General features: G+C 28.3%; 20 protein-coding genes. 19 read left to right on the top strand and 1 reads right to left on the bottom strand.

The features are described 5' to 3' along the window. Positions 1–178: 178 nt before the first annotated feature. The 11 genes from deoC (at position 179) to holA (ending at position 13,129) form a co-directional block, all read left to right on the top strand. Entirely contained in the window at positions 179–853 is a 675-nt protein-coding gene (gene deoC / locus BUB01_RS00770; protein WP_072984291.1) for a deoxyribose-phosphate aldolase, read from the top strand. A 534-nt stretch (positions 854–1,387) separates the two neighbouring features. Next, a complete protein-coding gene (locus BUB01_RS00765) occupies positions 1,388–3,688 on the top strand; it encodes an AAA family ATPase (protein WP_072984289.1) in 2,301 nt (766 codons plus the stop codon). A gap of 208 nt (positions 3,689–3,896) precedes the next feature. Next, complete coding sequence (gene spoIIAA / locus BUB01_RS00760) at positions 3,897–4,247, top strand: anti-sigma F factor antagonist (RefSeq protein WP_072984287.1); 351 nt, start codon at positions 3,897–3,899, stop codon at positions 4,245–4,247. Continuing rightward, on the top strand, positions 4,247–4,675 hold the full coding sequence (gene spoIIAB / locus BUB01_RS00755) for an anti-sigma F factor (RefSeq protein ID WP_072984285.1): 429 nt from the start codon (positions 4,247–4,249) through the stop codon (positions 4,673–4,675). Before spoIIAA ends, spoIIAB begins: the two co-directional genes overlap by 1 nt. Before the next feature lie 8 nt (positions 4,676–4,683). Further along, a complete protein-coding gene (gene sigF / locus BUB01_RS00750) occupies positions 4,684–5,442 on the top strand; it encodes an RNA polymerase sporulation sigma factor SigF (RefSeq protein ID WP_072984283.1) in 759 nt (252 codons plus the stop codon). Positions 5,443–5,630: 188 nt separating this feature from the next. Continuing rightward, a complete protein-coding gene (gene spoVAC, locus BUB01_RS00745) occupies positions 5,631–6,116 on the top strand; it encodes a stage V sporulation protein AC (protein WP_072984281.1) in 486 nt (161 codons plus the stop codon). A 4-nt stretch (positions 6,117–6,120) separates the two neighbouring features. Then, positions 6,121–7,140: a stage V sporulation protein AD gene (gene spoVAD, locus BUB01_RS00740; RefSeq protein ID WP_072984280.1), complete on the top strand. Its 1,020-nt coding sequence runs from the start codon at positions 6,121–6,123 to the stop codon at positions 7,138–7,140. Positions 7,141–7,209: 69 nt separating this feature from the next. After that, the gene (gene spoVAE / locus BUB01_RS00735; RefSeq protein ID WP_072984278.1) at positions 7,210–7,566 is read left to right on the top strand and encodes a stage V sporulation protein AE; all 357 of its coding nucleotides are present in this window, start codon (positions 7,210–7,212) and stop codon (positions 7,564–7,566) included. A gap of 248 nt (positions 7,567–7,814) precedes the next feature. After that, positions 7,815–10,334, top strand: coding sequence for a P-type ATPase actuator domain-containing protein (locus tag BUB01_RS00730; protein ID WP_072984276.1), 2,520 nt, complete (start codon positions 7,815–7,817; stop codon positions 10,332–10,334). A gap of 22 nt (positions 10,335–10,356) precedes the next feature. Beyond that, the gene (locus tag BUB01_RS00725; RefSeq protein WP_072984274.1) at positions 10,357–12,087 is read left to right on the top strand and encodes a ComEC/Rec2 family competence protein; all 1,731 of its coding nucleotides are present in this window, start codon (positions 10,357–10,359) and stop codon (positions 12,085–12,087) included. A gap of 13 nt (positions 12,088–12,100) precedes the next feature. Further along, on the top strand, positions 12,101–13,129 hold the full coding sequence (gene holA, locus BUB01_RS00720; RefSeq protein ID WP_072984272.1) for a DNA polymerase III subunit delta: 1,029 nt from the start codon (positions 12,101–12,103) through the stop codon (positions 13,127–13,129). 249 nt (positions 13,130–13,378) lie between these two features. Here holA and rpsT read toward each other — a convergent pair whose 3' ends face one another. Continuing rightward, on the bottom strand, positions 13,379–13,642 hold the full coding sequence (rpsT, locus tag BUB01_RS00715; protein WP_072984270.1) for a 30S ribosomal protein S20: 264 nt from the start codon (positions 13,640–13,642) through the stop codon (positions 13,379–13,381). 445 nt (positions 13,643–14,087) lie between these two features. Between rpsT and gpr the strand changes: the two genes are divergently transcribed. The 8 genes from gpr to dnaK all read left to right on the top strand — a co-directional run bounded on the left by gpr (position 14,088) and on the right by dnaK (position 24,078). Further along, positions 14,088–15,062, top strand: coding sequence for a GPR endopeptidase (gene gpr, locus BUB01_RS00710; RefSeq protein ID WP_072984268.1), 975 nt, complete (start codon positions 14,088–14,090; stop codon positions 15,060–15,062). A 52-nt stretch (positions 15,063–15,114) separates the two neighbouring features. Next, entirely contained in the window at positions 15,115–16,206 is a 1,092-nt protein-coding gene (locus BUB01_RS00705; protein ID WP_242958344.1) for a stage II sporulation protein P, read from the top strand. 71 nt (positions 16,207–16,277) lie between these two features. Further along, positions 16,278–16,646 carry a hypothetical protein gene (locus BUB01_RS00700; RefSeq protein ID WP_072984266.1) on the top strand — a complete coding sequence of 123 codons (369 nt, stop codon included), beginning with the start codon at positions 16,278–16,280 and terminating at the stop codon, positions 16,644–16,646. A gap of 136 nt (positions 16,647–16,782) precedes the next feature. Then, complete coding sequence (lepA, locus tag BUB01_RS00695) at positions 16,783–18,588, top strand: translation elongation factor 4 (RefSeq protein WP_072984265.1); 1,806 nt, start codon at positions 16,783–16,785, stop codon at positions 18,586–18,588. Between the two features lie 270 nt (positions 18,589–18,858). Beyond that, positions 18,859–19,986 carry a radical SAM family heme chaperone HemW gene (gene hemW, locus BUB01_RS00690; RefSeq protein ID WP_072984263.1) on the top strand — a complete coding sequence of 376 codons (1,128 nt, stop codon included), beginning with the start codon at positions 18,859–18,861 and terminating at the stop codon, positions 19,984–19,986. Between the two features lie 451 nt (positions 19,987–20,437). Next, the gene (hrcA, locus tag BUB01_RS00685; protein WP_072984261.1) at positions 20,438–21,466 is read left to right on the top strand and encodes a heat-inducible transcriptional repressor HrcA; all 1,029 of its coding nucleotides are present in this window, start codon (positions 20,438–20,440) and stop codon (positions 21,464–21,466) included. Positions 21,467–21,540: 74 nt separating this feature from the next. After that, positions 21,541–22,161, top strand: coding sequence for a nucleotide exchange factor GrpE (gene grpE, locus BUB01_RS00680; protein WP_072984259.1), 621 nt, complete (start codon positions 21,541–21,543; stop codon positions 22,159–22,161). Between the two features lie 66 nt (positions 22,162–22,227). Next, the gene (gene dnaK, locus BUB01_RS00675; RefSeq protein ID WP_072984257.1) at positions 22,228–24,078 is read left to right on the top strand and encodes a molecular chaperone DnaK; all 1,851 of its coding nucleotides are present in this window, start codon (positions 22,228–22,230) and stop codon (positions 24,076–24,078) included. Positions 24,079–24,260: the final 182 nt, after the last annotated feature.

Raw genomic sequence — 24,260 nt, 5'->3', positions numbered from 1 at the left:
GCATGATAGAATTATATTTTAATATAATATTTATTTCTATTATGCTTATTTTTTAGCTTCAAATGATATTTAGGGTGCATATATGTTGACTTTTTTATTAAAATAGTAGACTAAATATTAAATATAGATTATAATTAGAAATGAAATGAAAATGTTATCATAACAGGAGGTTTTTTTTATGGACAAGAATAAATTAGCAAGAATGATAGACCATACAATACTTAAAGCAGATGCAACTAAGGAAGCGGTAACAGCTTTATGCAAAGAAGCTGTAGAATATAGTTTTGCTTCAGTTTGTGTAAATCCAACTAATATTGAATTAGCAGCTAAACTAGTTAAAGGTAGTGAAGTTAAAGTTTGTACAGTTATAGGTTTTCCTTTAGGAGCATCAACTAAAGAAGCTAAGGCATTTGAAACTAAGGATGCTATAGAAAAAGGTGCTCATGAAGTTGATATGGTTATAAATATAGGAAAATTAAAAGATAAAGATTATGATTATGTTAAAGCGGATATAGAAGCTGTAGTAAATGCAGCTAAAGGTAAAGCGCTTACAAAAGTTATATTAGAAACTTGTCTTTTAACAGATGAAGAAAAGGTTATAGCTTGTAAATTATCTAAAGAAGCAGGTGCTGATTTTGTTAAAACTTCAACTGGATTTTCAACTGGTGGAGCAACTCCAGAAGACGTTAAACTTATGAGACAAACTGTTGGACCTGATATGGGAGTTAAAGCATCAGGTGCAGTTAGAAGTTTAAGTGATGCTATGGCAGTTATTGAGAGTGGTGCTACAAGAATAGGAGCATCAGCATCAATTGCTATATGTGAAGGTAAAGAATCTAATTCTAATTACTAATTAAGAATTTAAATCTTTGATTTAATTATTTGAACTCATTCATATGAATGTATGTGAATAGAATTTTTATTAAAAAATATTATAGAATATTATTTTAATTATTTGAATTTTTGTATATCTATATATGTAAATATGAAATTTATTAAAAATTTTATAAAAAAGATTTTTAATTACTTGAGTTAGGTGTTCAAAAATATTTTAGGAAAGTAATATAACATTAAAAACTTTCTCCTTTTAAATTCTAAGAGGGGAAAGTTTTTTTATGTACAGAAAATTATAGAAAATTATCTTTTATGCTTAAAAATGTAAAAAATATAAAAAATTTTATTTAAAAAGTTATTCCTAAAAATTGGTAAATGGAATATTAATATATTAAAGCACTTTATTTAAGGAGGGAACTGCTCTAAAAAAATTGTAGAGAGAATATATTTAAGTGAGAAGCTAAATTTTTAATTTAGTCATTCGAACTTACTCATTCGAATGAAATGAGAAGGAGTTTCCTTAATGAATATGCAATTTTTCGAGTAGGAAAGTATGAAAAGAGAGTTAACTCCACAGGAAATTGTTTATAATGAAAACTTTACCTTTCAGATGACAAATAATGGTTTTAGAGATTTGATTCCAGAGTATTTAGAGATATACAAAAGTATTGAGACAGCGCTTAATATTAATAAGGAGGGTTTTAACGTATATCTAATAGATTCCTTTTCAAAAGAAAAGTTAGATAATATAATGAGCTATATAGATGAGTTGCTAAAGAAAAGGGAGAAACCCAAAGATATATGCTATGTAACTTTAGAGGATCAAAGATATCCCAAAGCTATATTTTTAAATAATGGAGATGGTGAACTTTTTAAGGATAGGCTAGAGGGAATTAAAAATTTTTATTTTGATAAGATATTTTTATTCTATAATTCATCTTCAAATAAAGAAAAAGAAACTATAATTGATGAGGTTCAAAGAAAAAGAAATGACTATATAGGAAGTCTTATAAAACAAGCTAAGGATGAGGGATTTGATTTAAAAGCAACAACTTCAGGTTTTGCCTTTATTCCGTTAAAGGAAGGAGAGGCGATGACGGAAAAGGAATATGATGACTTAGAAGAACTTTCGAAAGAAGATATAGTAGATAAGGCGGGAAAGCTTAAAGAAGGAGCAGAAGATGTATTAGAGCAACTTAAAGATATAGAGCTTAGTTCAATTGAAAAGCTTAAAGAAATACTTAAAGCATATTTAACAGATGAAAGTATGGAGATTAAGGAAGATATAAAGCTTGAATTTAAACAGGATGAGGATGCATATAATTACTTGATAAAAGTTTGTGAACTTATAGAAAAAGAGCTCGTAGATAACTATACGATGAACTTTGAGGATGACGAGGATAAGGTAAATGATGTAATTGCTAAATTTATGGCTAATGTAATTGTTGATAATAGTAAATACGATCATCCAAGAGTTATATTTGAGGAAGATCCAACAGTTAATAATTTAATTGGAAATATTGAGTATGAAAATCATAATGGTGTATATTCTACAGATGTATCACTTATTACAGGTGGCTCACTTTTAAATGCTAATGAAGGTTCATTAATAATTAGGATGACATCACTTCTAAATAATCCAGGAAGCTATTATTATTTAAGGAAAACGCTTATGAATAATAAGGTTAGCTATGATTATAATAGAGGGTATTTAGAATTTCTATCATTAAATGGATTAAAACCAATGCCTATTTCGGTTAATGTAAAAGTAATTATAATAGGTGATTATGAAACTTATGATGCTTTATATTCATTAGATGAAGATTTTAAGAAACTATTTAGGATAAAAACAGAATTTAATTCTTGTGTAGATATAACAGATAATAATAAAATATGCTTAATAAATTTTATAGAAAATATAATAAAAGAGAATAAAATTTTAGATATAACTAATGAAGGAATAAATGAAATTGGCAAATATTTTTCGAGAAAAGCTGGTTCTAGAAATAAAATTTTATTAGACTTATCAGAGCTTAATAAAATTTTAGTTTTATCAGATAACAAGGCAAAAGAGAATGGAAAAAGTAAAATAGATGCGTTTGATGTCATAGAAGTGTCATATAAAAGTGAACTTATAGAAAAAGAATACATTAAAATGTACAAAGAAAAAAAAGTTATTGTAAATGTTAGAGATAGAATTGTAGGATGTATAAATGGGTTATCTGTAATAGATACTGGATATTTTAGCTTTGGAAAGCCTTTAAGACTTACATGTGTGTGTTTAAAAGGAACAGGTAGAATTGTAGATGTTCATAAGGAGAGTAATCTAAGTGGAAATATACATGATAAATCTATAAATATTTTAAGAGGCTTATTAAATAAGTTTTTGAATATTTATGAAAGAGTACCTGTAGATTTTAATGTTAGTTTTGAACAGATATATGGAAAATTAGAGGGCGATAGTGCATCTGTTGCTGAAATAATGGTTATGTTATCAGCTTTAAGTAAGGTACCAATAAGGCAAAATATAGCTGTGACAGGCTCTTTAAATCAATTTGGAGAAGTTCAGCCGATTGGCGGAGTTAATGATAAAATAGAAGGTTTTTTCAAAGTGTGCCAGGCAGTAGATACAATAAATTCAAAGGGGGTTTTAATACCTGAAAGTAATAAAGATGAATTAGTTCTAACACCAGAAGTTGAAGAAGCTGTTAAAAAAGGTGTTTTCCATATATATACTATGAAAGATATTAACGATGCTATTGAAATTCTCATGTTAGATCAGAGTATATCTCTAGAAGATTTAGTAATAGCTATGCAAAATGAGCTAAGTAAGTATAATAAAACTGCAAAGTGATTTTTGAAAATCTGTCTTATAATGTATAAATATATATTATAAGGCGGATTTTATTTTATTATAAATAGTTTATTAATAATAGTTGTATAAATTTTACAATTATATGTGTAATTACGTTGACTTATGAATAAAAGTTATGTTAAAATTATGGAAAAAGAAGTAAAAAAAGTCAAGGGGGTGAAGGGCTCTAATATTTGGAGTGTTTTATATGTATGTAAATTTTGAAAATATAAATAATACTTTAATCGTTAATCTTTCAGGTGAGCTAGATCATCATAGTGCAGAAGAAGTTAGAGTAAAAATAGATGATAGAATAGAAAGGGATAGAAGTAAAAAACTAATATTTAATTTCAAAGAAGTTACCTTTATGGATAGTTCTGGTATTGGGGTAGTTATAGGAAGATATAAAAAACTATTAACACTTAAAGGTGAAGTTGCTGTAGTTTATGTAAATAGAAGTGTAAAAAGAGTCTTCGAACTTTCAGGGATGTTTAAGATAATTAAATTATATGATAGTTTAGATGAGGCACTTGGCTTTGTTAATGGAGGAGTTAAATAATGGTAGATAATAGGATTAAAATAGAATTTTTGAGCAAATCTCAAAATGAAAGTTTTGCAAGAGTTGCGGTATCAGCATTTATAGCACAGTTAGATCCAACTATAGAAGAAATTACTGATATAAAAACAGCAGTTTCTGAGGCTGTAACAAATTCGATAATACATGGATATGAAAATGCAGAAGACAAGATTATAGAAATAGAAGTTTATATAGAAGGTAAGGAAGTTACTATTATAATTTCTGACAATGGAGTTGGTATTGAAAATGTTGAAATAGCTAGAGAACCTCTTTATACTTCAAGACCAGATTTGGAAAGATCAGGTATGGGCTTTACAGTTATGGAAACATTTATGGATAGTTTAGAAGTAGTCAGTGAGAAAGGAAGAGGGACAAAGGTTATAATGAAAAAGAATTTTGTAGTAAGCTAGGTGATATTATGGATATGATTAGAATGAAAAGTGAAAACTTTAACTATAATGATAACACTGAGCTTATTATATTAGCGAAACAAGGTGATAAGTTTGCAATGAATAAACTTATAGAGGTTAATTCACCATTAGTTTCATCCATAAGCAAAAAGTTTATAAACAGAGGATATGATTATGAGGATATTTATCAAATAGGTTCAATAGGATTAGTTAAAGCTATCAATAATTTTGATCCAAGTTTTAATACTAAGTTTTCAACTTATGCAGTACCTATGATACTTGGCGAGATTAGAAGATTTTTAAGAGATGATGGTTTAATAAAGGTTAGTAGAAATACAAAAATACTAGCAAGAAAAATACATTATGATAAGGAGGCTCTTTGTAAAAAGTTGGATAGGGAGCCTACTATAGATGAATTAGCTGAATATTCAGGGCTTAGCCATGAAGAAATAGTTTTTTCATTAGAAGCTACAAATGCTGTCCAATATTTACAAGAAACTATACATCAAGAAGATGGAAATCCAGTTTTACTTATAGATAAAATTAGTGAAAAGGCACAGGCCGATGAAGAGATGATAGATACTATTGCATTAAAGGAGGCTTTAAGAACTTTAGAGCCTAAAGCTAGACAGATAATAATGCTTAGATATTTTAAAGATAAAACTCAAAGTCAGGTAGCTAAGCTATTAGGAATAAGTCAAGTTCAAGTTTCAAGGATAGAAAAAAAAGTTTTAGGGTTAATGCGAGAAAAATTAGATGACAAATAATGAGAGGAATCACTTTTTTGGTGGTTCTTTTTTTATATGAGAATATTACCATAGTGTGTATCTAAGAAAGGATAATGGAATTTAATAAAACAGGAGCTCTAAAAATAAAAGTATAATTAATTCTGAATAATTAGTAGGGCGTATAGTAAATAATAAATTTAAGAATAAGTTAAGAAGGAAGGGGTTTTATGGATAAGGAAAAAGATATTGCAGTGGAAGAGGAAAAGGTCAAAGCTAAGTTTAAAACACTTTCAAAGGAGTTGGAACCAAAGCCTAAAATGCTAAAAAATTGTATAATGGCATTTATAGTAGGTGGATTGATTTGTGATATAGGGCAGCTTATTGTAAATGTATTAACTAATTATGGATTTTCTAAGGATGAAATAGGTTCAATTACTTCAATTATAATGGTTTTTTTAGGTGCTTTTTTAACAGGAATAGGAGTTTATGATAATATTGCAGCATACGGAGGTGCTGGAACTGTTGTGCCTATAACAGGTTTTTCAAATGCAATAGTCTCTCCAGCTATGGAATTTAAACAAGAGGGATTTATTTTTGGCGTAGCTGCAAAGATGTTTACAATAGCAGGACCTGTTCTGGTATATGGGATAGGAAGTTCTGTGATTATTGGGTTTATTTATTATTTACTTTTATATTTTAAAATAGTGTGGTGATAAAATGAATACAAAAAATAAGAAAATAGGTAAACAAACTATTAAATTAGAAAATCCACCTAAAATAATAGCAACTACTAGTATAGTTGGAGCTAAGGAAGGTGAAGGTCCTCTTAAAAACTATTTTGATATTATACTTAAAGATCAGGGCAATGGTGAGAAATCTTTTGAACAAGAGGAAACCCAGATGATGTATGAAGCAATAAAAGAAACGATTAAAAAGGCAAATCTTAAAGAGAGTGATATAGACTATCTTTTTGCAGGAGATTTATTAAATCAATTGGGTTCATCTAGTTTTGCAGCAAGAGAAGTTAATGTTCCTTTTTTTGGCCTTTTTGGAGCATGTTCTACTATGGCAGAATCGTTAAGTCTTGCAGCTATAATGATGGATGGTGGTTTTGCTAATCATGTAATAGCATCTACATCTTCTCATTTTTGTGCTGCAGAAAGACAATTTAGATTTCCATTAGAATATGGATCACAAAGAGCAGAAACGGCTCAATGGACAGTTACTGGTTCAGGAGCAATGCTTTTGGCACATGAGGGTGATTTTCCTTATATTACTCATATAACTACTGGTATAGTTAAGGATTATGATATGACAGATCCTAATAATATGGGGGCAGCTATGGCTCCAGCAGCTGTAGATACTATTTATAATCATTTTAAGGACACAGGAAGATCTCCAAAGGATTACGATATAATAGCTACAGGTGATTTGGGAAAGGTAGGCAAGAAACTTACAGAAGAATTGCTTTTAGAATATGGTTACGATATAAAAGGAATCTATCAAGATTGTGGAGACTTAATTTTCGATAGTGAAAAACAAAATACAAATTCAGGAGGTAGTGGTTGTGGCTGTTCGGCAGTTGTAGCTAGTGGATATTTATATAAGGAGCTTAAAAAAAGAAATTTTAAAAGAGTGCTTTTAATATCTACAGGTGCCCTTATGAGTCCCACAACTTCATTACAGGGTGAGAGTATTCCTGGTATCGCCCATGCAGTAGCTATTGAATATAAATAATAATATAAAATCAAAAAATATGGTGACTGATGAAATGGTACATATGCAAAATTAAGGAGTTGTTTTTTTATGACATATATTAGAGCATTTATAGTAGGAGGTATAATTTGTGTTATAGCTCAAATACTTATGGATAAAACTAAACTTACACCAGGAAGGATACTTGTAATCTTTGTTACATTAGGAGTTATTTTGGGGGCCTTTAATTTGTATGATAAATTGATTGAAATAGGGGGAGCAGGGGCTACAATACCACTACCTGGTTTTGGAAATTCTTTAGCTAAAGCTACTATTAAAGAAGTAAAAGAAAGTGGTTTAATAGGAGTTTTCACTGGAGGTATTAAAGGGACTGCAGCAGGTATAACAGCTGCTATATTTTTTGGATATCTAATGGCACTTATATTCAATCCTAAAATTAAGCAATAATTAAAAAATTAAGTTTCATTAATTAAGAAATTAGTTAATGGAACTTAATTTTTAGTAGTTGTTTTTATTATAAGATAATACTATAATACAAATTTTGTAAAATTTTAAATTTATTATAGCTTAAATTTTATAAATTATATAGTATAGATTAAAGTTAATAACAATTAATTACGAACAATAAAAGTGAGATAAAATTTTAAAATTAGGATTTTAATAAAAGCTTTTGCTTTAGATAGGGGTTAGATATAGTGAAAAAATGGTACAACATATCATGGAATAGGGTTGTAGAGCTTTTAGAAACTAATGAAAATAGAGGATTAGCACAGGATGAAATAATTGAGAGACGAGAGAAGTATGGAAGTAATCAAATAAATATTGATTATAACAAGGAAATAGGAAAAGGTGCTTTAGAAATCTTTACTAGTAGATGGTTTATAATTTTATTCACAATAATTATTTTTCTTATAGTTTCTAAAAACTATTTACCAGCTGTAATAGTGTTTTTCGCGTTAACTTCTAATATAGGTCTTAAATATGTAGATTCTTCAAAAAGAAGAAATCAGATGAAAAATTTGGAACTATTAAATTATACAGATATACATGTTATTAGGGATGGTAGAAAACAAGTTTTAAATGCTGAAGAATTAGTGGTTGGTGATATTGTATATATAAAAAATAAAACTTATATACCAGCAGATTTAAGAATAATTGAAAGTGATGGACTTAAAATAAACGAAAAAAATATAACAGGTGATGGATTTTCGGTAGATAAATATGAAACTATGGTAGAAGGCATAGTTTCATCAATAGGAGAAGTTAAGAACATGGCATTTAGAGGATCACTTGTTACAGCAGGTGAGGGTTTAGGTGTTATAGTAGCTACAGGGCATGACACAGAAATAGGTAAAATTCTTACTTTATTAAGTGATAATAATAAGCATAAACATATAATAGGTAAAAAACTAGAAGCATTTATAAATAAGAGTCTTGTAGTTTTGGCCGTTGTAGGATGTGTATTGTCCATTATAATGTTTGAGCTATATAGATTTGACAATTTACTTGAATCGATATCAAACATATGGTTTATACTAGGTTCATTTCAATTATCAATAGTGTTAGTTGCCTATATTAAATTAATTAAGAAATATTTATCTAATGAAGGAATAGAGCTAGAAAATATAAGTACTTTAGATACTATAACTAATACAAATGTATTCTTTTTAGACAAAATAGGTTCTGTAACTGCTAAACAAATGATGGTTAAAAAGCTTTATACAAATCATGAACATATTAAAGCAATTAGTGTTGATACATCAAATTTTAATATAAGTAGGATGATAAATATCGGATTACTTTGTAATAATGCTATATATAATAATGATAAGAATTTTGGTACAGGCGATTTGGCTGAGATTGCTATGCTTAGATTTGGTGGAGAAAATGGTATCTACAAAGGAGTTTTGCTTTCTAAAGAAAGAAGGATTTTTGAAATTCCATATGATAGTGATAGAAGGATGATGACTTCATTAAATAAGGTAGAACGAAAATATAGAGCCAATATAAAAGGAACATTAGATGAGGTTTTGGACAGATGTACTCATATAATGCTAGAAGGAATTGAAAAGGATATAACAGAGGAAGATATAGAAAAGATAAAAGAAGCAGATTATAACCTTTCTTTAGAGGGGCTTATTACAATCGGAATTGCGTATAGAAGTTTTACTTATGAACCATCAGAGGATGAAAATATAGAAAGTAATTTGGTTTTTGTCGGAATAATGGGATTAGAAAATCCCATAATAGAAGATTCATTTGAATATATTAAGAGTTTAAAAGAGCAAAATATAGTTCCTATTTTAATAACTGATGATAATAAGATTGCAGCTACTACTTTAGGTAAAGAACTAGGTTTTGTTTCATCTATGGATGAAGTAATTTCAGGTGTTGAACTTTTAGCTTTAAATAAAGAAGAGGTTTTAGCTTTATTATCAAAAGTTAGGGTTTTCTCAAGAATTTCACCAGAGCTTAAAGTTAAAATAATAGCGATATTTTCAGATGATAAATATAATATTGCAGCAACTGGAGAAAATTTAGCTGATTTACCTACGATTGCATTATCAGAGGTTGGTATTGTTAAAGGAGAAAAAGTAACAAGTGTTGTAAAGGGTATGAGTGATTTATATGCTAGTCAAGACTATTTAAAGGGCTTTTTGGATGTGTTAGATTTATCAAGAAAAATAAAGATTAGTTTAAGTATGGTGAAAAGAAGATTAATTCAAATACTAGCTACTGAAGCAGCTGTATTTACTACTACATCACTTATTTGGGGAGTCGGGAATTTATCTTGGATATATATAGCTATAATGAATGTTTTAATAATTCCAAGTTTAATGTTATATAGTTTATTAACTGATAGAAAAGTTAATGATAAAAATAAGAAGAGGCTGATTGTAGAAAGCATTATACAAATAGGACTTATTTTATTAATTTTATGTATTATAGATTTTAGGTTTAATCTAAAAATAAATTGGAGTATTCTATTTACACCATTAATATTTATAAATACTTTAAACAATAATTATGGTAGTTTAAAAGAGGAAGGAAAGCAAAGTATAATAATATTAAGTTCAGTAATAGCTATTTATATACTTAATATAATAGTAACTTTTATAACACAAAATATAAGTAATATGGTTATTTTAATTTATGTATTTACATTTATAGTAATCTACGGAGGAATTGAATTATTTCTAAATAAAAGGGAATAATTACCTTTGTGGAGGCGATTAATTGTTGAAAGTTTTTTTGAAGTATATTTATAATAAGAAACAAGGTTATAGTTATGTTTTTGTAAGACCTATTTTGCCTATGCTTTTAGCTTGTGTAATAGGAGTTCTTACATATTCATTTTCAAATATAAATTTACAAGGTGCAGTTTTAATAGCTGCATCTTTTCTTGCTGTTTCAATTTTGTTTTTTTCAAAACAATATATAATTATAAGTCTGCTGTTTTTTTTGATTTCATTTTTTAATAGTTATTTTTATTATAATCTAAATGTAAAAAGTTATAAATTTTTCGAGGTAAGGGTAAGCTCTGTAAGTAAAACTTACGGTGTGGGCGAGTTATCTTCTAGGAAGGTAAAATTAGATGGATTAAAGGATTCAGTAAAGCCTTCTGAGGTAATTAAGGTTAGAGGAGTATTTAAAAAGGAAAAGGATATAGACAGGGGAATAGTAGGGACTTTATATATAGATGAAGTTTTAAATATAAAGGAGGACTATATATTTAAGTTAAACAATATAAGGAGGTTATATTTTGAAAAGTTAAAATTAATTTTAGGTGAAGAGGATAGTGCTCTAGTAAGTTCGACTACTTTAGGATATACAGAAGCGCTTACTAAGGAGCAAAACTTTGATATGGGTAGACTTGGGATTATACATGTTGTAAGTGTATCCGGATTTCATATAGCATTAATATTTTTAATTTTGGATAGATTTTTAAAGTTACGATATTCTATTCCAATAAGTTTTGTTTATGTGCTTATAACAGGGGCAACAGCTCCAACTATAAGAGCATTTTTTATGATATTAGTACTTAAATTTTCAAAGAAGGTTTTTAAAAACTATGATGGAATAACTGCATTAAGTTTTTCTGCATTACTTCTAATATTATACAAACCTTATAATGCTTTTGATATAGGATTTATGTTATCACATTTATCAACACTTGGTATTATACTTATGTATAAACCATTTTTAAGGTTTTTGCATAAATTACCCAGAAGATTTAATGAAGGAATATCAGTATGTTTAGCTGCTCAGACATTTTCAATACCTTATTTGGCGCTTACTATAAAAGACTTTTCAATTAATTTTCTAATCGGTAATGTATTAGTGTTACCTATATTTACTCCGTTGGTTGTACTAGGCAATATAGCTCTTTTATTTATGTGGAATGATTTGATTTTTTCATTAATTTGTAAAGTTTTGTATATAAATATGCTGGTTATAAAAGGAGCACTTAAAATAACTGAAGGTATATCTATACCTAATATATATTTAACAAATATATTTTTTTATGGTTATGTATTTATTATAATATGTTTTTATATGTATAAGAAGGGTTTTGAAAAATTTTACAAAATAGCTTTCGGAATGATGTTTACAATACTTATAATAAGCTATGGTTTTTTTCCTAAAATAACGGTTTATAATGAAAAAAGAAATAGAGCAATAATTTTAGAACGTGGTTTCGGTAAAGAAATGATAACAGTTAGTAAAAATGAATATTTTATAAATAAAGTTAAAAAACAATATGCCATTTATGATGTTTATAAAATTAAGGAAGATTATGGAGTTAAGATTAAAGATATTAACATATTAATAGATAAAAATACAAAGAAGTGTTATATAAAAACAAGTAAAAATAATGACACTAAACTTATAGACTGTGATATAATAGGCAGTGATGAAAAAGTAATTAGGATTATAAACGGAAGAATAATTACATCTGAGTTTTGAAAGGTTGAGTAAGGTGATTGATTTAGAAGTTTTAGAAAAAGAAGTTAAAAACAATAATTTGAAAAATAGCTATATACTTTGCGGATTAGATGAGATGCTTATAAAAGAAAGCATTGATATGATTATAGATAAGGCTATAGATTTAAATTTTAAAGATTTGAATTTAGTAAAATTTGATGGTAATAATATGATTTTTGAGGATTTTATGAATGCTTGTGAAACTTTACCTTTTATGAGTGAAAAAAAGGTTGTTGTTGTTTGTAGGGCTACATATTTAAAAGATAAGGCTGATTCACAAGGAACTAAATTATTTTCTCAAATTGAAGAATATATAAAAAATACACCATCTCATTGTATACTTATACAATATGTGTTGTTAAATGATAAAAGGGATACATTAGTTAAGAATAAAAAGATTATGAAATTTGATAAATCAGCTGTTTTGGTAAAGGCTGATAAATTAAGAGGAGAAAAGCTTAATAGAAAAATAATGGACATTTTTAATAAGCATAATAAAAATATAGGGAAAATAGAATTAAAGTACTTTGCAGACTTAGTTCCAAACAATTTTAATATAATTGAGAGAGAAATAGAGAAGCTAGTTAGTTATACTAATGGTAGAGAAATAACAAGACATGATATAGATTTATTGCTTCCAAATAAAAGTGAAAATGATGCTTTTGATTTAGTTGAATATATATCCATCAAAAAACCAGAAAAAGCTATAGATCTTATGAACGAACTTTTACATAAAGGTGAAAATATGATGCTTATTTTAAGTCTTATAGAAAATCAATTTAAAAAGCTTTTTATGGTAAAAGTATATTTGCAAGAAAAAAAATCAAAAGAAGAAATGATAGGACTTTTGAAAGTACCACCTTTTATATGTGAAAAGTTGATACTTCAAAGTAAAAAGTTTACAATTCAGCAGATACAAAAATGTATGAAGTTATGTGTGAATGCTGAGAAGTCGCTTAAAAGTAGTTCGATAGATAAGAAGATAGAAATGGAGCTAATGATAATAAATACAGTAAGAGATTAATATTGAAGTTTTGTAAGTTCAAGCTTATAAAACTTTTTTCATTTTTTCAAAGTTGGTATTGTAGACTGATTTTTTACAAAATAACTATTAAAGCTTAATATAAATGCTTTTATAAAAAATATATTAAATATTTAATTATTTTTATGTATAAATTTAATAACAATATATATAAAAAAGATTACAAATTTTAAATCTGTAATCTTTTTTATAAAGTAAAAGGTGTTAGGTAACTACCTAACACCATTATAATTAAGCCATAGCGTTTAATTTAGCAGCTAATCTTGATTTCTTTCTAGCAGCCATGTTTTTGTGAACAACTCCTTTTGAAGTAGCCATGTCTAAAGCTTTAACAGCTCCAGCGAATGTAGCGTTTGCTTCTTCAGCGTTGTTAGCAGCAACAGCAGTTTCAAACTTCTTTATAGCAGTTTTAAGTGCTGACTTAATCATCTTATTTCTTAAAGTTTTAGTTTCAGTAACTAATATTCTTTTCTTTGCTGATTTTATGTTTGCCATTTTCTAAGTTCACCCCTTTCAACTTTTATAGGGCCTCATGCAGTTTTTGGGGAAATCTGCGTTCGAGTTCATATTCAACAAAAGTAATTATAGCACCTGGACTTTATTAATTCAAGTATTTTTTTAAATTAAAGGTATATAAATGTTAATTTAGGAAGTATTACAGCTTTTAAGAACATAAATAAGAAGTTTATATTATGGATATATTATATTTATAGCATTTTAGTTTTTGGCATATTCGGAAAATGATAAATTTGGCATATTCGAAAAATAATAAATTAGTATAATAGTTTACTTTATGTTAAAAGAAATTATTAATAGCACAACTATCGGTAAAAACTATTTCCTTGTTTAAAACCAAATATATTTTGCATCTTTGGTTAATTATTTTTCTGCATAAGCTTTAATTATTTAAAAATCAGAAATTCTAAAAGTGAGGTGTATTATGTTTAATGTTAGGACAGATTTAGCTGTAGAAGCTAGGGAAATTTATAAAAGTAAATTTAATAGAGAAATAGATGGAGTTGTAATAGAAGAGAGAAAACAGGATGACATAAATATAACTAAGGTAGATGTTATTAGTGAAGATGGGGCCGTAAAAATGGGAAAGCCCATGGGAACATATATAACAATAGATATACCTGAATTTACCCATTATGATGGTGTGCTTATGGATGAAGTGGCTCATGTGCTTGCAACATCTTTAGAGGAAATAATAAGAGTAGACTATAAAAAAACTGTTCTTATAGTTGGACTTGGAAATTGGAATGTTACACCAGATTCAGTAGGACCTAAAGTAGTTGAAAGACTTATGATAACAAGGCATTTGAAAACGTTAATGCCAGATTCTATAGATGATAGTGTAAGACCAGTTTGTGCTATAGCGCCAGGAGTCTTGGGTATAACAGGTATTGAAACAGGTGAGGTTATTAAGGCTTTAGTAGATAGAATAAAACCAAGTTTGGTAATATGTATAGATGCATTAGCATCAAGAAAACTTGAAAGAGTTACTAGAACTATTCAAATTGGAAATACTGGAATATCTCCAGGCGCAGGTGTAGGTAATAATAGGATGCAAATAAACGAAAAAAACTTGGGAGTACCTGTAATAGCTATAGGAGTTCCTACAGTAGTAGATGCAGCTACAATTGCAAATGATGCTATGGATTTAGTTTTAGATGATATGATTAAACAGGCAGATAAAGGAAAAGAGTTTTATGATTTATTAAAATCGATAGATAAGAATGAGAAAAGTAAATTAATAAAAGAGTTACTTAATCCTTATTTAGGAGATTTAATGGTAACACCTAAGGAAGTAGACATTGTTATAGATTCTGTATCTAAAATAATAGCTACAGGTATAAATATAGCGATACAACCTAATTTAGATATGGAAGATATAAATAAATTTTTAAATTAACATAATATTTTTTTCTCCCTCATATAAATATTTATATGAGGGAGGGGATAATTTGTATAATAGAGCATATAAGCGTAGTAACAAAGTAAAATTTGATCAAGGAATAACATCTTTAGTTGCAGTAGTATTAATACTTATAACTTTGTTTATGATTAGATTTGTAAACATAGCAATTAAAAAAAATGTTAGAGGTAATTTAGCTTATATAGAGCTTTTAAATTTCGGAATGCCTGTAATTAAAGAGACTCATTTTGATAAAGGTGCATATTTAGAAAGTCCAGTTAATCTTTGGAGTTTAGTTTTAGAGGCTAGTAATTTGAACGGAATAAATCCTGTTGGTTTAATAAGTTATGAGATTCCGTATTTTAAAGATAACAAACTAGCTCCATCTTATTATAAAAATTCAGTTGTATTTGATCCTTTTAAATTAAATAATGATAGTGTGACAAAATTAAATCCTGAAGAATTAAATAAGGATGATACAAAAGCTGTAAGTAAGGTTGCATATAACCCTAAACTAAAAAAAACGTTGAATTCTGCAAAACCAGAAGTACTAATTTATCATAGCCATACTACTGAGGCTTATCTTCCAGCTAAAGCTGATAGTACAGATAATAATTTAAATGTAGTTGCAGTTGGAGATGAGCTTGAACATGATTTGGAAGAGAATTATGGTATATCAGTTATACATGATAAAACTATACATTCATTAGCTTCTTATGATGAAAGTTATAATAGATCTAGAGAAACTGTATCAAAATATTTAAAAAAATATGGAGATTTTAAGCTTATAATAGATTTGCATAGAGACTCTGTAGGTGGAGCTGGAAGAAATGCTTTTGCAACTGAACTTAATAATGAACAAGTGGCAAAAATAATGTTTGTAACAACAAATAATAATCCTCATCATAATGTCAATGATGGATTGGTTGACTTTTTTAATAAAACATCAAGAGAGTTGTTTCCAGGATTTTGCAAAGGAGTGCATACTTATAATAGAGGCATTGGTATGTTTAATCAGGATTTAAGTAATAATTCAGTGCTTATTGAAGTTGGAGCAGAACAAAATACAGCAACGGAGGCAAAAGCTTCAGCTAAATATATATCAAGAATTATTGCAGAAAAGTTAAATGGGAAAAAATAATTTTGATAATTGAATAAATTTTATAAAAAGTGAACATCCTTATAGATATTATAACTAGGGGGTGTTCTTTTTTGAAAAAAATATTATATGTTATCCCTATAGTGTTTTTTATAATTTTTGTGGCTTGGGGGTTTATATTTATAAATATTGAAAATACAAGAGTTTTTAATGATGGCATAGCAAATCAAAATATAGATTATGCTAAAATGAAAGATTTAGGTGTAGATTTTAAACTTTTTACAAAGGATAAAAGTGAAATAAAAATTTATCATAGAACCAAGAATGAATTCTATATGGAAGTAGGAAGATATGAAATTAATTTTAATGAAAGTAGATTTAAAAAGGGTCTTATAAATTTTATTGATGGGTTTCAATATAGTTTGTCTAAGGTAGGAAATATTATAGGTGATGGGCTAAAAAAGATAGAGAGTATTATTTAGAAAAATAAAATATAAAAGTTTGATTTATGTTGACAAAAATTAAGTGTATTGTGATATAATTTATTTTGACTTATTTTGCATGGGGGTGAAAACTGTTCGGAAAACAAATTATTTGTTTTTAGGAGCGGGTTAAGATATGAGTAATAATAGAAGACAATATATTAGAAATTTTTCAATCGTAGCGCATATAGACCATGGTAAATCTACCTTAGCAGATAGATTACTTGAAAAAACAGGGACATTAACAAAAAGAGAGATGGAAGAACAAGTTTTAGATACAATGGAGCTTGAAAAAGAAAGAGGAATTACTATAAAATCTCAGGCTGCAAGACTTATATATAGAAGAGAAAGTGGAGAAGAATATATATTAAATCTTATAGATACTCCAGGTCATGTGGATTTTACATATGAGGTATCAAGAAGCTTAGCTGCTTGTGAGGGTGCAATACTTGTAGTTGATGCAACACAAGGAATACAAGCACAAACGCTTGCTAACTGTTATTTAGCATTAGATAATAATTTGGAAATAGTGCCTGTTATAAATAAGATAGATCTTCCAAGTGCAAGACCAGATGAGATAAAACAAGAAATAGAAGATATTATAGGCATAGAGGCACAAGATGCACCTTTAATATCAGCGAAGACTGGTTTAAATATCGAGGATGTTTTAGAAGCTGTAGTAGAAAAGGTACCAGCTCCAGGTGGAGATGAGACTGCTCCATTAAAAGCACTTATTTTTGATTCTTATTATGATAGTTACAAGGGTGTTGTATCACATGTAAGAGTTATGGATGGAACAGTTAAAATAGGAACAAAAATAAAGTTTATGGCAACAGGAAAAGTTTATGAAGTTACTGAAGTTGGAGTATTTACACCAGCTATGCTTCAAGTAAATGAATTAAGCGCAGGTGATGTTGGTTATATAACAGCATCTATAAAAAATGTTAAAGATGCTAGGGTTGGAGATACTGTAACAGAAGCAGATAGACAAACAGAAGAGGCTTTAGAAGGTTATAAACCGGCGATACCTATGGTTTATTCAGGTATATATCCAGTTGATGGAGCTAAATATGGAGAGCTTAGAGATGCATTAGATAAGCTTCAAATAAATGATGCTGCATTAGCTTTTGAACCAGAAACTTCTATAGCTTTAGGTTTTGGGTTTAGATGTGGTTTTTTAGGGTTATTACACATGGAGATAATTCAAGAGAGAATAGAAAGAGAATTCAATCTTGATATTATAACTACAGCACCATCTGTTATTTACAAAATCACTAAGACTGATGGTGAACGTATAGATCTTACAAACCCGACAAATTTACCACCAGCTACTGAAATAGAACTTATGGAAGAACCTATAGTAAAGGCTTCTATAATAAGTCCTTCAGATTATGTAGGAGCAATTATGGATCTTTGTCAGGAAAGAAGAGGAAAATTTATAGATATGCAATATGTAGAGGAAACTAGAGTAGTTATCCACTATGAGATACCTTTAAATGAAATTGTATATGATTTCTTTGATACTTTAAAATCAAGAACAAAAGGATATGCTTCTTTAGATTATGAATTAAAAGGTTATGAAGCAGCTAAATTAGTTAAACTTGATTTGCTATTGAATGGGGAATCAGTAGATGCTTTATCTATGATAGTTCCAGAAGAAAGAGCATATCAAAGAGGTAAGAGTATTGCTGAAAAACTTAAAGAAATAATACCAAGACATCAATTTGAAATTCCTATTCAAGCAGCTGTAGGGAGTAAGATTATAGCTAGAGAAACAGTTAAGGCTATGAGAAAAGACGTACTTGCTAAATGTTATGGTGGAGATATTTCAAGAAAGAAGAAACTTCTTGAAAAGCAAAAAGAAGGTAAGAAGAGAATGAGACAGCTTGGTTCAGTTGAAGTTCCTCAAGAAGCATTTATGACAATACTTAAAGTTGATTAATTTTAAATAGGAGGCGAACTCTAAAGAGTTCAGCCTCTTTTTTAGATTTTTATTTTAAATATATTTATGAATTATTGTTTTATGATACTCTCATTGTTATAATTAAGAAAATATAAATAAGGATAAAAGGGACTATTCTATGTCAAGGCTTTTGGGTAATTAAAAGCTATATAAAATTTTAAGATATATTTTTGTAGCACCACAAATTAGTGATAAGAAAAATGTATGGGAATAATTAATAACAAAGACGATTTAAAGTTAGGAGGCTTTATGGACAAAATTTCATTATATGTACATATTCCTTTTTGTAAAAGAAAGTGTTTTTACTGTGATTTTCCTTCATATGCAGGAAAAGAGTATTTAGTAGAAGAATATGTAGAATGTTTAATACAAGAAATACAAGAGAAGTGTAAGCTTTATGAAATACAAACTATATTTATAGGTGGAGGAACCCCAAGTTATTTAGAACCTAAGTTTATGAAAAAAATACTAGAAACTATAAAAAAACTTAATTTGAATAGCAACTTGGAGTTTACTATTGAATGTAATCCAGGTAGTTTAAATTATGAAAAATTAAATCTTATGAAGGAATTTGGGGTTAATAGAATCAGCATGGGACTCCAGGCTATTCAGCCAAGTCTTTTAAAAGGTATTGGTAGAATACATAATTTTGAAGAATTTAAAGAGAATTTTAAGATGGCTAGAGAGCTTGGGTTTAATAATATAAATGCAGATCTTATGTTTGGATTACCAACTCAAACTCTATCAAATTGGAAGGAAACTTTGGAGGAAGTTATTAAACTTAATCCAGAACATATTTCAGCATATAGTCTTATAATTGAAGAAGGTACACCTTTTTATAATATGGATGAAGAAGGAAAACTATTGATTCCAGCCGAAGATGATGAAAGAAATATGTATAATCTAACATTAAATATGCTGAAAGACGCAGGGTATGAACAATATGAAATATCAAACTATGCGAAACATAATTTAGAATGCAAACATAATTTAGTTTATTGGAATATGGATAAGTGGATTGGTGTAGGATCATCTGCAGCCTCTTATATAAATGGAAAGAGGTTAAAAAACTTTAGTCTTATAGAAGATTATATAAGAGCTATTAAGAATAATAAAAGTGCTTATGAGGAAGTTATAGAGAATTCTAATAAAGACAATATTGAGGAATTCATGTTTATGGGACTTAGAAAAATCAAAGGAATTGAGGAATATGAATTTAGAAAAAGATTTAAAATTAATATTGATGAGGTTTATGGAACAGTGTTAAAAAAATATATAGATTGTGGTTTATTAAAAAGAGAATATGGAAGAGTTTATCTTACTAAAAAAGGGATAGAATTTTCTAATAATGTTATGAGTGAGTTTTTGCTAAATTAAGGTTTATGAATGAAAAGAATTAACCAAGTGGAGAAAATATACTTTGTTTTAAACAATGGAAATAGAACCTAGTGATAATTATGAGATTTATTATACTATATTGACTTAATATAAAACGAAATAGACGATTATACAGGAATGATATTTTATGAAATAGGATAAAAAGTCTGAATATAAAAAAAGGTTAAGGTACATATTAATAGTGAACCTTAGCCTTCTTGGTATATTGTGATTTAAATTGTAAATTTAATTAGAATAATCTAAAAAAGAATAATAGTTACTAAATAAGAGAAAAAAAGAGCTTTATTAAGATATTTTTATTAAATAATCTATAAATAACCGTTTAAAGTTAATATTAAAATTAAATACAATTGACAAATTTATAGAATAATAATATATTTTAAGTGTAGTCATTAGCACTCAGATTTAATGAGTGCTAACAAAAGAGGTGATGTTAGTGATAGATGAAAGAAAATTAAAAATTCTACAGGCTATAATAAGTGATTATATAAATACTGGAGAACCTGTAGGTTCAAGGACTATCGCTAAAAGGTATGATTTAGGAATAAGTTCAGCTACTATAAGAAATGAAATGGCTGACTTAGAGGATATGGGATTTTTAGAACAACCTCATACATCAGCAGGAAGAGTTCCTTCTAGTAAAGGCTACAGACTTTATGTAGATAGGATAATGGAATATGAAAGACTAAGTATGGAAGAAGAACTTAGAATAAGAAAATGTATTCTAGATGCCACATTATATGAAGTTGATAAAGTTGTAAAACAAGCGAGTTCACTTTTATCTGAGCTTACAAACTTAACGTGTGTAGCTAATAAAGCATCTGTTAGAAAAAGTTCAATAAAATCTATACAGCTTATACAAGTGGATACTAGTATACTTTGTGTAATGGTAACAGATAGTGGAGTTATAAAAAATAATATATTAAAAGTTAGTAAAATTCCTACTAGTGAAGATTTAAGTAAAATAAACAATATTATAAATAAAAAACTTAAAAATCTTACTATTGAGGAAATGAATTTACAGGTTATAAATGATTTGAAAAATGATTTAACTAATTTTGAAGATATTTTTAACGCTCTGATACCAACGCTTTATGAAGCTTTAAATTCTGAAGAAGATCAACAAGAAGTGTATATGGAAGGAACAACTAATATATTTAATTATCCGGAGTATAATGACATTGATAGAGCTAAGGAAATATTAAATTTACTTTATAATAAGGATTATGTTTCTAAGTTAATAAAAACTGATAATGATATTACAATTAGAATTGGGGATGAGAATTTCATTCCGGAAGCCAAGGAATGTAGTGTTATATCGGCAGTGTATTTCTTAGGAGATAAACCGATTGGAACTATAGGGCTTATAGGGCCTCGAAGAATAAACTATTCTAAAGTTGTTGCTATAATGACTGAAGTGATGAAAGAGTTAAATGAAACTTTGAATAAAAATATTTAACTTAGTGAATATAGTTTATTCTAATATATAGTAGATTATATGTAATAAATGAAAATGAGGTGTTAATTTAAGTTATGGAAGAAAAAAAAGAGCAAGATTTAAATGAAGAAAAAAAAGACAAAATCCAAGATGAAAACCTAGAAGGAAATTTAGAGAATGAAGAAACTCCAGAAACTCCAGAAGTTTCAGAAGTCCTTGAAGATTTAGAGTTCGAATTAGATGAAACAGAGGTTTTAAAAGAAGAAGTGTTTAAATTAAGAAATGATAAAAAGAAACTTTCAAATGAACAAGAAGCTTTAAAAGAAAGACTTTTAAGATTAAATGCTGAATATGACAATTATAGAAAAAGAACTACTAAAGAAAAAGAGAGTATTTATGTAGGAGCTTGTGAGGATATACTTAAAGAAATGTTACCTGTACTTGACAATCTTGAAAGAGCAGTAGCTGTGGATGGAAGTGTTGAAGACCTTAAAAAAGGTATTGAAATGACAATTAGACAATTCCAAGTAGCTTTTGAGAAGCTTGGAGTTACTGAAATAGAAACAGATAATGGATTTGATCCAAATTTACATCAAGCAGTTATGCATGTAGAAGATTCAAATTTAGAGCAAAATGTTGTAGCAGAAGTATTCCAAAAGGGATATAAAAAAGGTGATAAGGTAATCAGACATACAATGGTTAAGGTTGCTAATTAATATAGTAAAATTCAAAAATTAAATATAAATTAATTAAAAAGGATAATATTAAGGAGGATATATATTATGGCTAAAATAATAGGAATTGACTTAGGAACAACAAATTCATGTGTATCAGTTATGGAAGGTGGAGAACCAGTAGTTATAACTAACTCAGAAGGAGCTAGAACTACTCCATCAGTAGTTTCTTTCCAAGCAAGTGGAGAAAGACTAGTGGGTCAAGTAGCTAAGAGACAGGCGATAACAAACCCAGATAAAACTATAATCTCAATAAAAAGAGAAATGGGAACAAACCATAAAGTAAATATAGAAGGAAAAGATTATACTCCACAAGAAATATCAGCAATGATACTTCAAAAAATTAAAGCTGATGCAGAAGCTTATTTAGGAGAAACAGTTAATCAAGCTGTTATAACAGTTCCAGCTTACTTTAATGATGCTGAAAGACAAGCAACTAAAGATGCTGGTAAAATAGCTGGTTTAGAAGTATTAAGAATAATCAATGAACCAACAGCTGCGTCACTTGCTTATGGATTAGATAAAATGGAAGAAGCTCATAAAATATTAGTTTATGACCTAGGTGGTGGTACATTCGATGTATCTATATTAGACCTTGGTGATGGTGTATTTGAAGTTATATCAACTAAAGGTGATGCAAGACTTGGTGGAGATGACTTTGACCAAAGAATAATGAATCATATAGCTGATGATTTCAAAGGTCAATATGGAATAGATTTAAGAAATGATAAAATGGCTCTTCAAAGATTAAAAGAAGCAGCAGAAAAAGCTAAGATAGAATTATCATCATCTACTCAAACTATAATCAATTTACCATTTATAACTGCTGATGCAACAGGTCCAAAGCATATTGATATGACTTTAACTAGAGCTAAATTCAATGAGTTAACAGCAGATTTGGTTAAAAAGACTATAGATATAATGAAAGAAGCTTTAAGTGCAGGAAATGTATCATTAGGCGATGTAGATAAAGTAATATTAGTTGGTGGTTCTACAAGAATACCAGCAGTAGTAGATGCTGTTAAGAACTTTACAGGAAAAGAACCTTCAAAAGGAGTTAACCCAGATGAAGTTGTAGCTATGGGAGCTGCTATTCAAGCTGGAGTATTAACTGGAGAAGTTAAAGATGTATTATTATTAGATGTTACTCCATTAACTTTAGGAATTGAAACTTTAGGTGGAATAGCTACTGCTTTAATAGAAAGAAATACTACAATACCTGCAAGAAAGAGTCAAGTATTCTCAACTGCAGCTGATGGTCAAACATCTGTTGAAATTCATATAGTTCAAGGTGAAAGACAAATGGCAGCTGATAATAAAACTTTAGGTAGATTCACTCTATCAGGAATAGCTCCAGCGCCAAGAGGAATTCCACAAATTGAAGTTACTTTTGATATAGATGCTAATGGTATAGTTAAAGTATCAGCAGTAGATAAAGGAACAGGTAAAGAAGCTAACGTTACAATAACTGCTTCAACTAACTTAAGTGATGATGAAATAGATAAAGCAGTAAAAGAAGCTGAAAGATTTGCTGAAGAAGATAAGAAGAGAAAAGAATCAATAGAAGTTAAAAATAATGCTGAACAAGTAGTTTATCAAACAGAATCTACATTAAAAGAACTTGGTGATAAAGTATCAGCTGAAGACAAGGCTAAAATAGAAGCTAAACTTGAAGAAGTTAAAAAGATAAAAGATAGTGATGATTTAGAAGCTATCAAAAAAGCTATGGATGAATTAACACAAGAATTCTATGCTGTATCTTCAAAAATCTATGCTCAAAATGGTGGAGCACCAGGAGCAGAAGGATTTGATCCAAACAACATGGGTGGAGCAAATACAGGAGCACCTCATGATGATAATGTAGTAGATGCTGATTTTAAAGTAGAAGAAGATAAATAATTTAGTTTTATAAATTTAAAATTTTTGATATAATAAAAAAGTATATTATTAAGGGAAGGCAAACCGTCTTCCCTTTTTCTAAGTAATATATAGAGTAAAATAACATTCTAAATGAAGTTAAGTGGAAGTTCAAATTTAAATTTGGATATTCGAACTTATTATTTAAGTGTGATCTTACTAAT

The organism is Clostridium cavendishii DSM 21758 (assembly GCF_900141845.1).
Taxonomy (GTDB): domain Bacteria; phylum Bacillota; class Clostridia; order Clostridiales; family Clostridiaceae; genus Clostridium_AG; species Clostridium_AG cavendishii.
The sequence above is the reverse complement of the archived record's forward strand: the minus strand, read 5'-3'. Positions and strand labels throughout refer to the sequence as shown.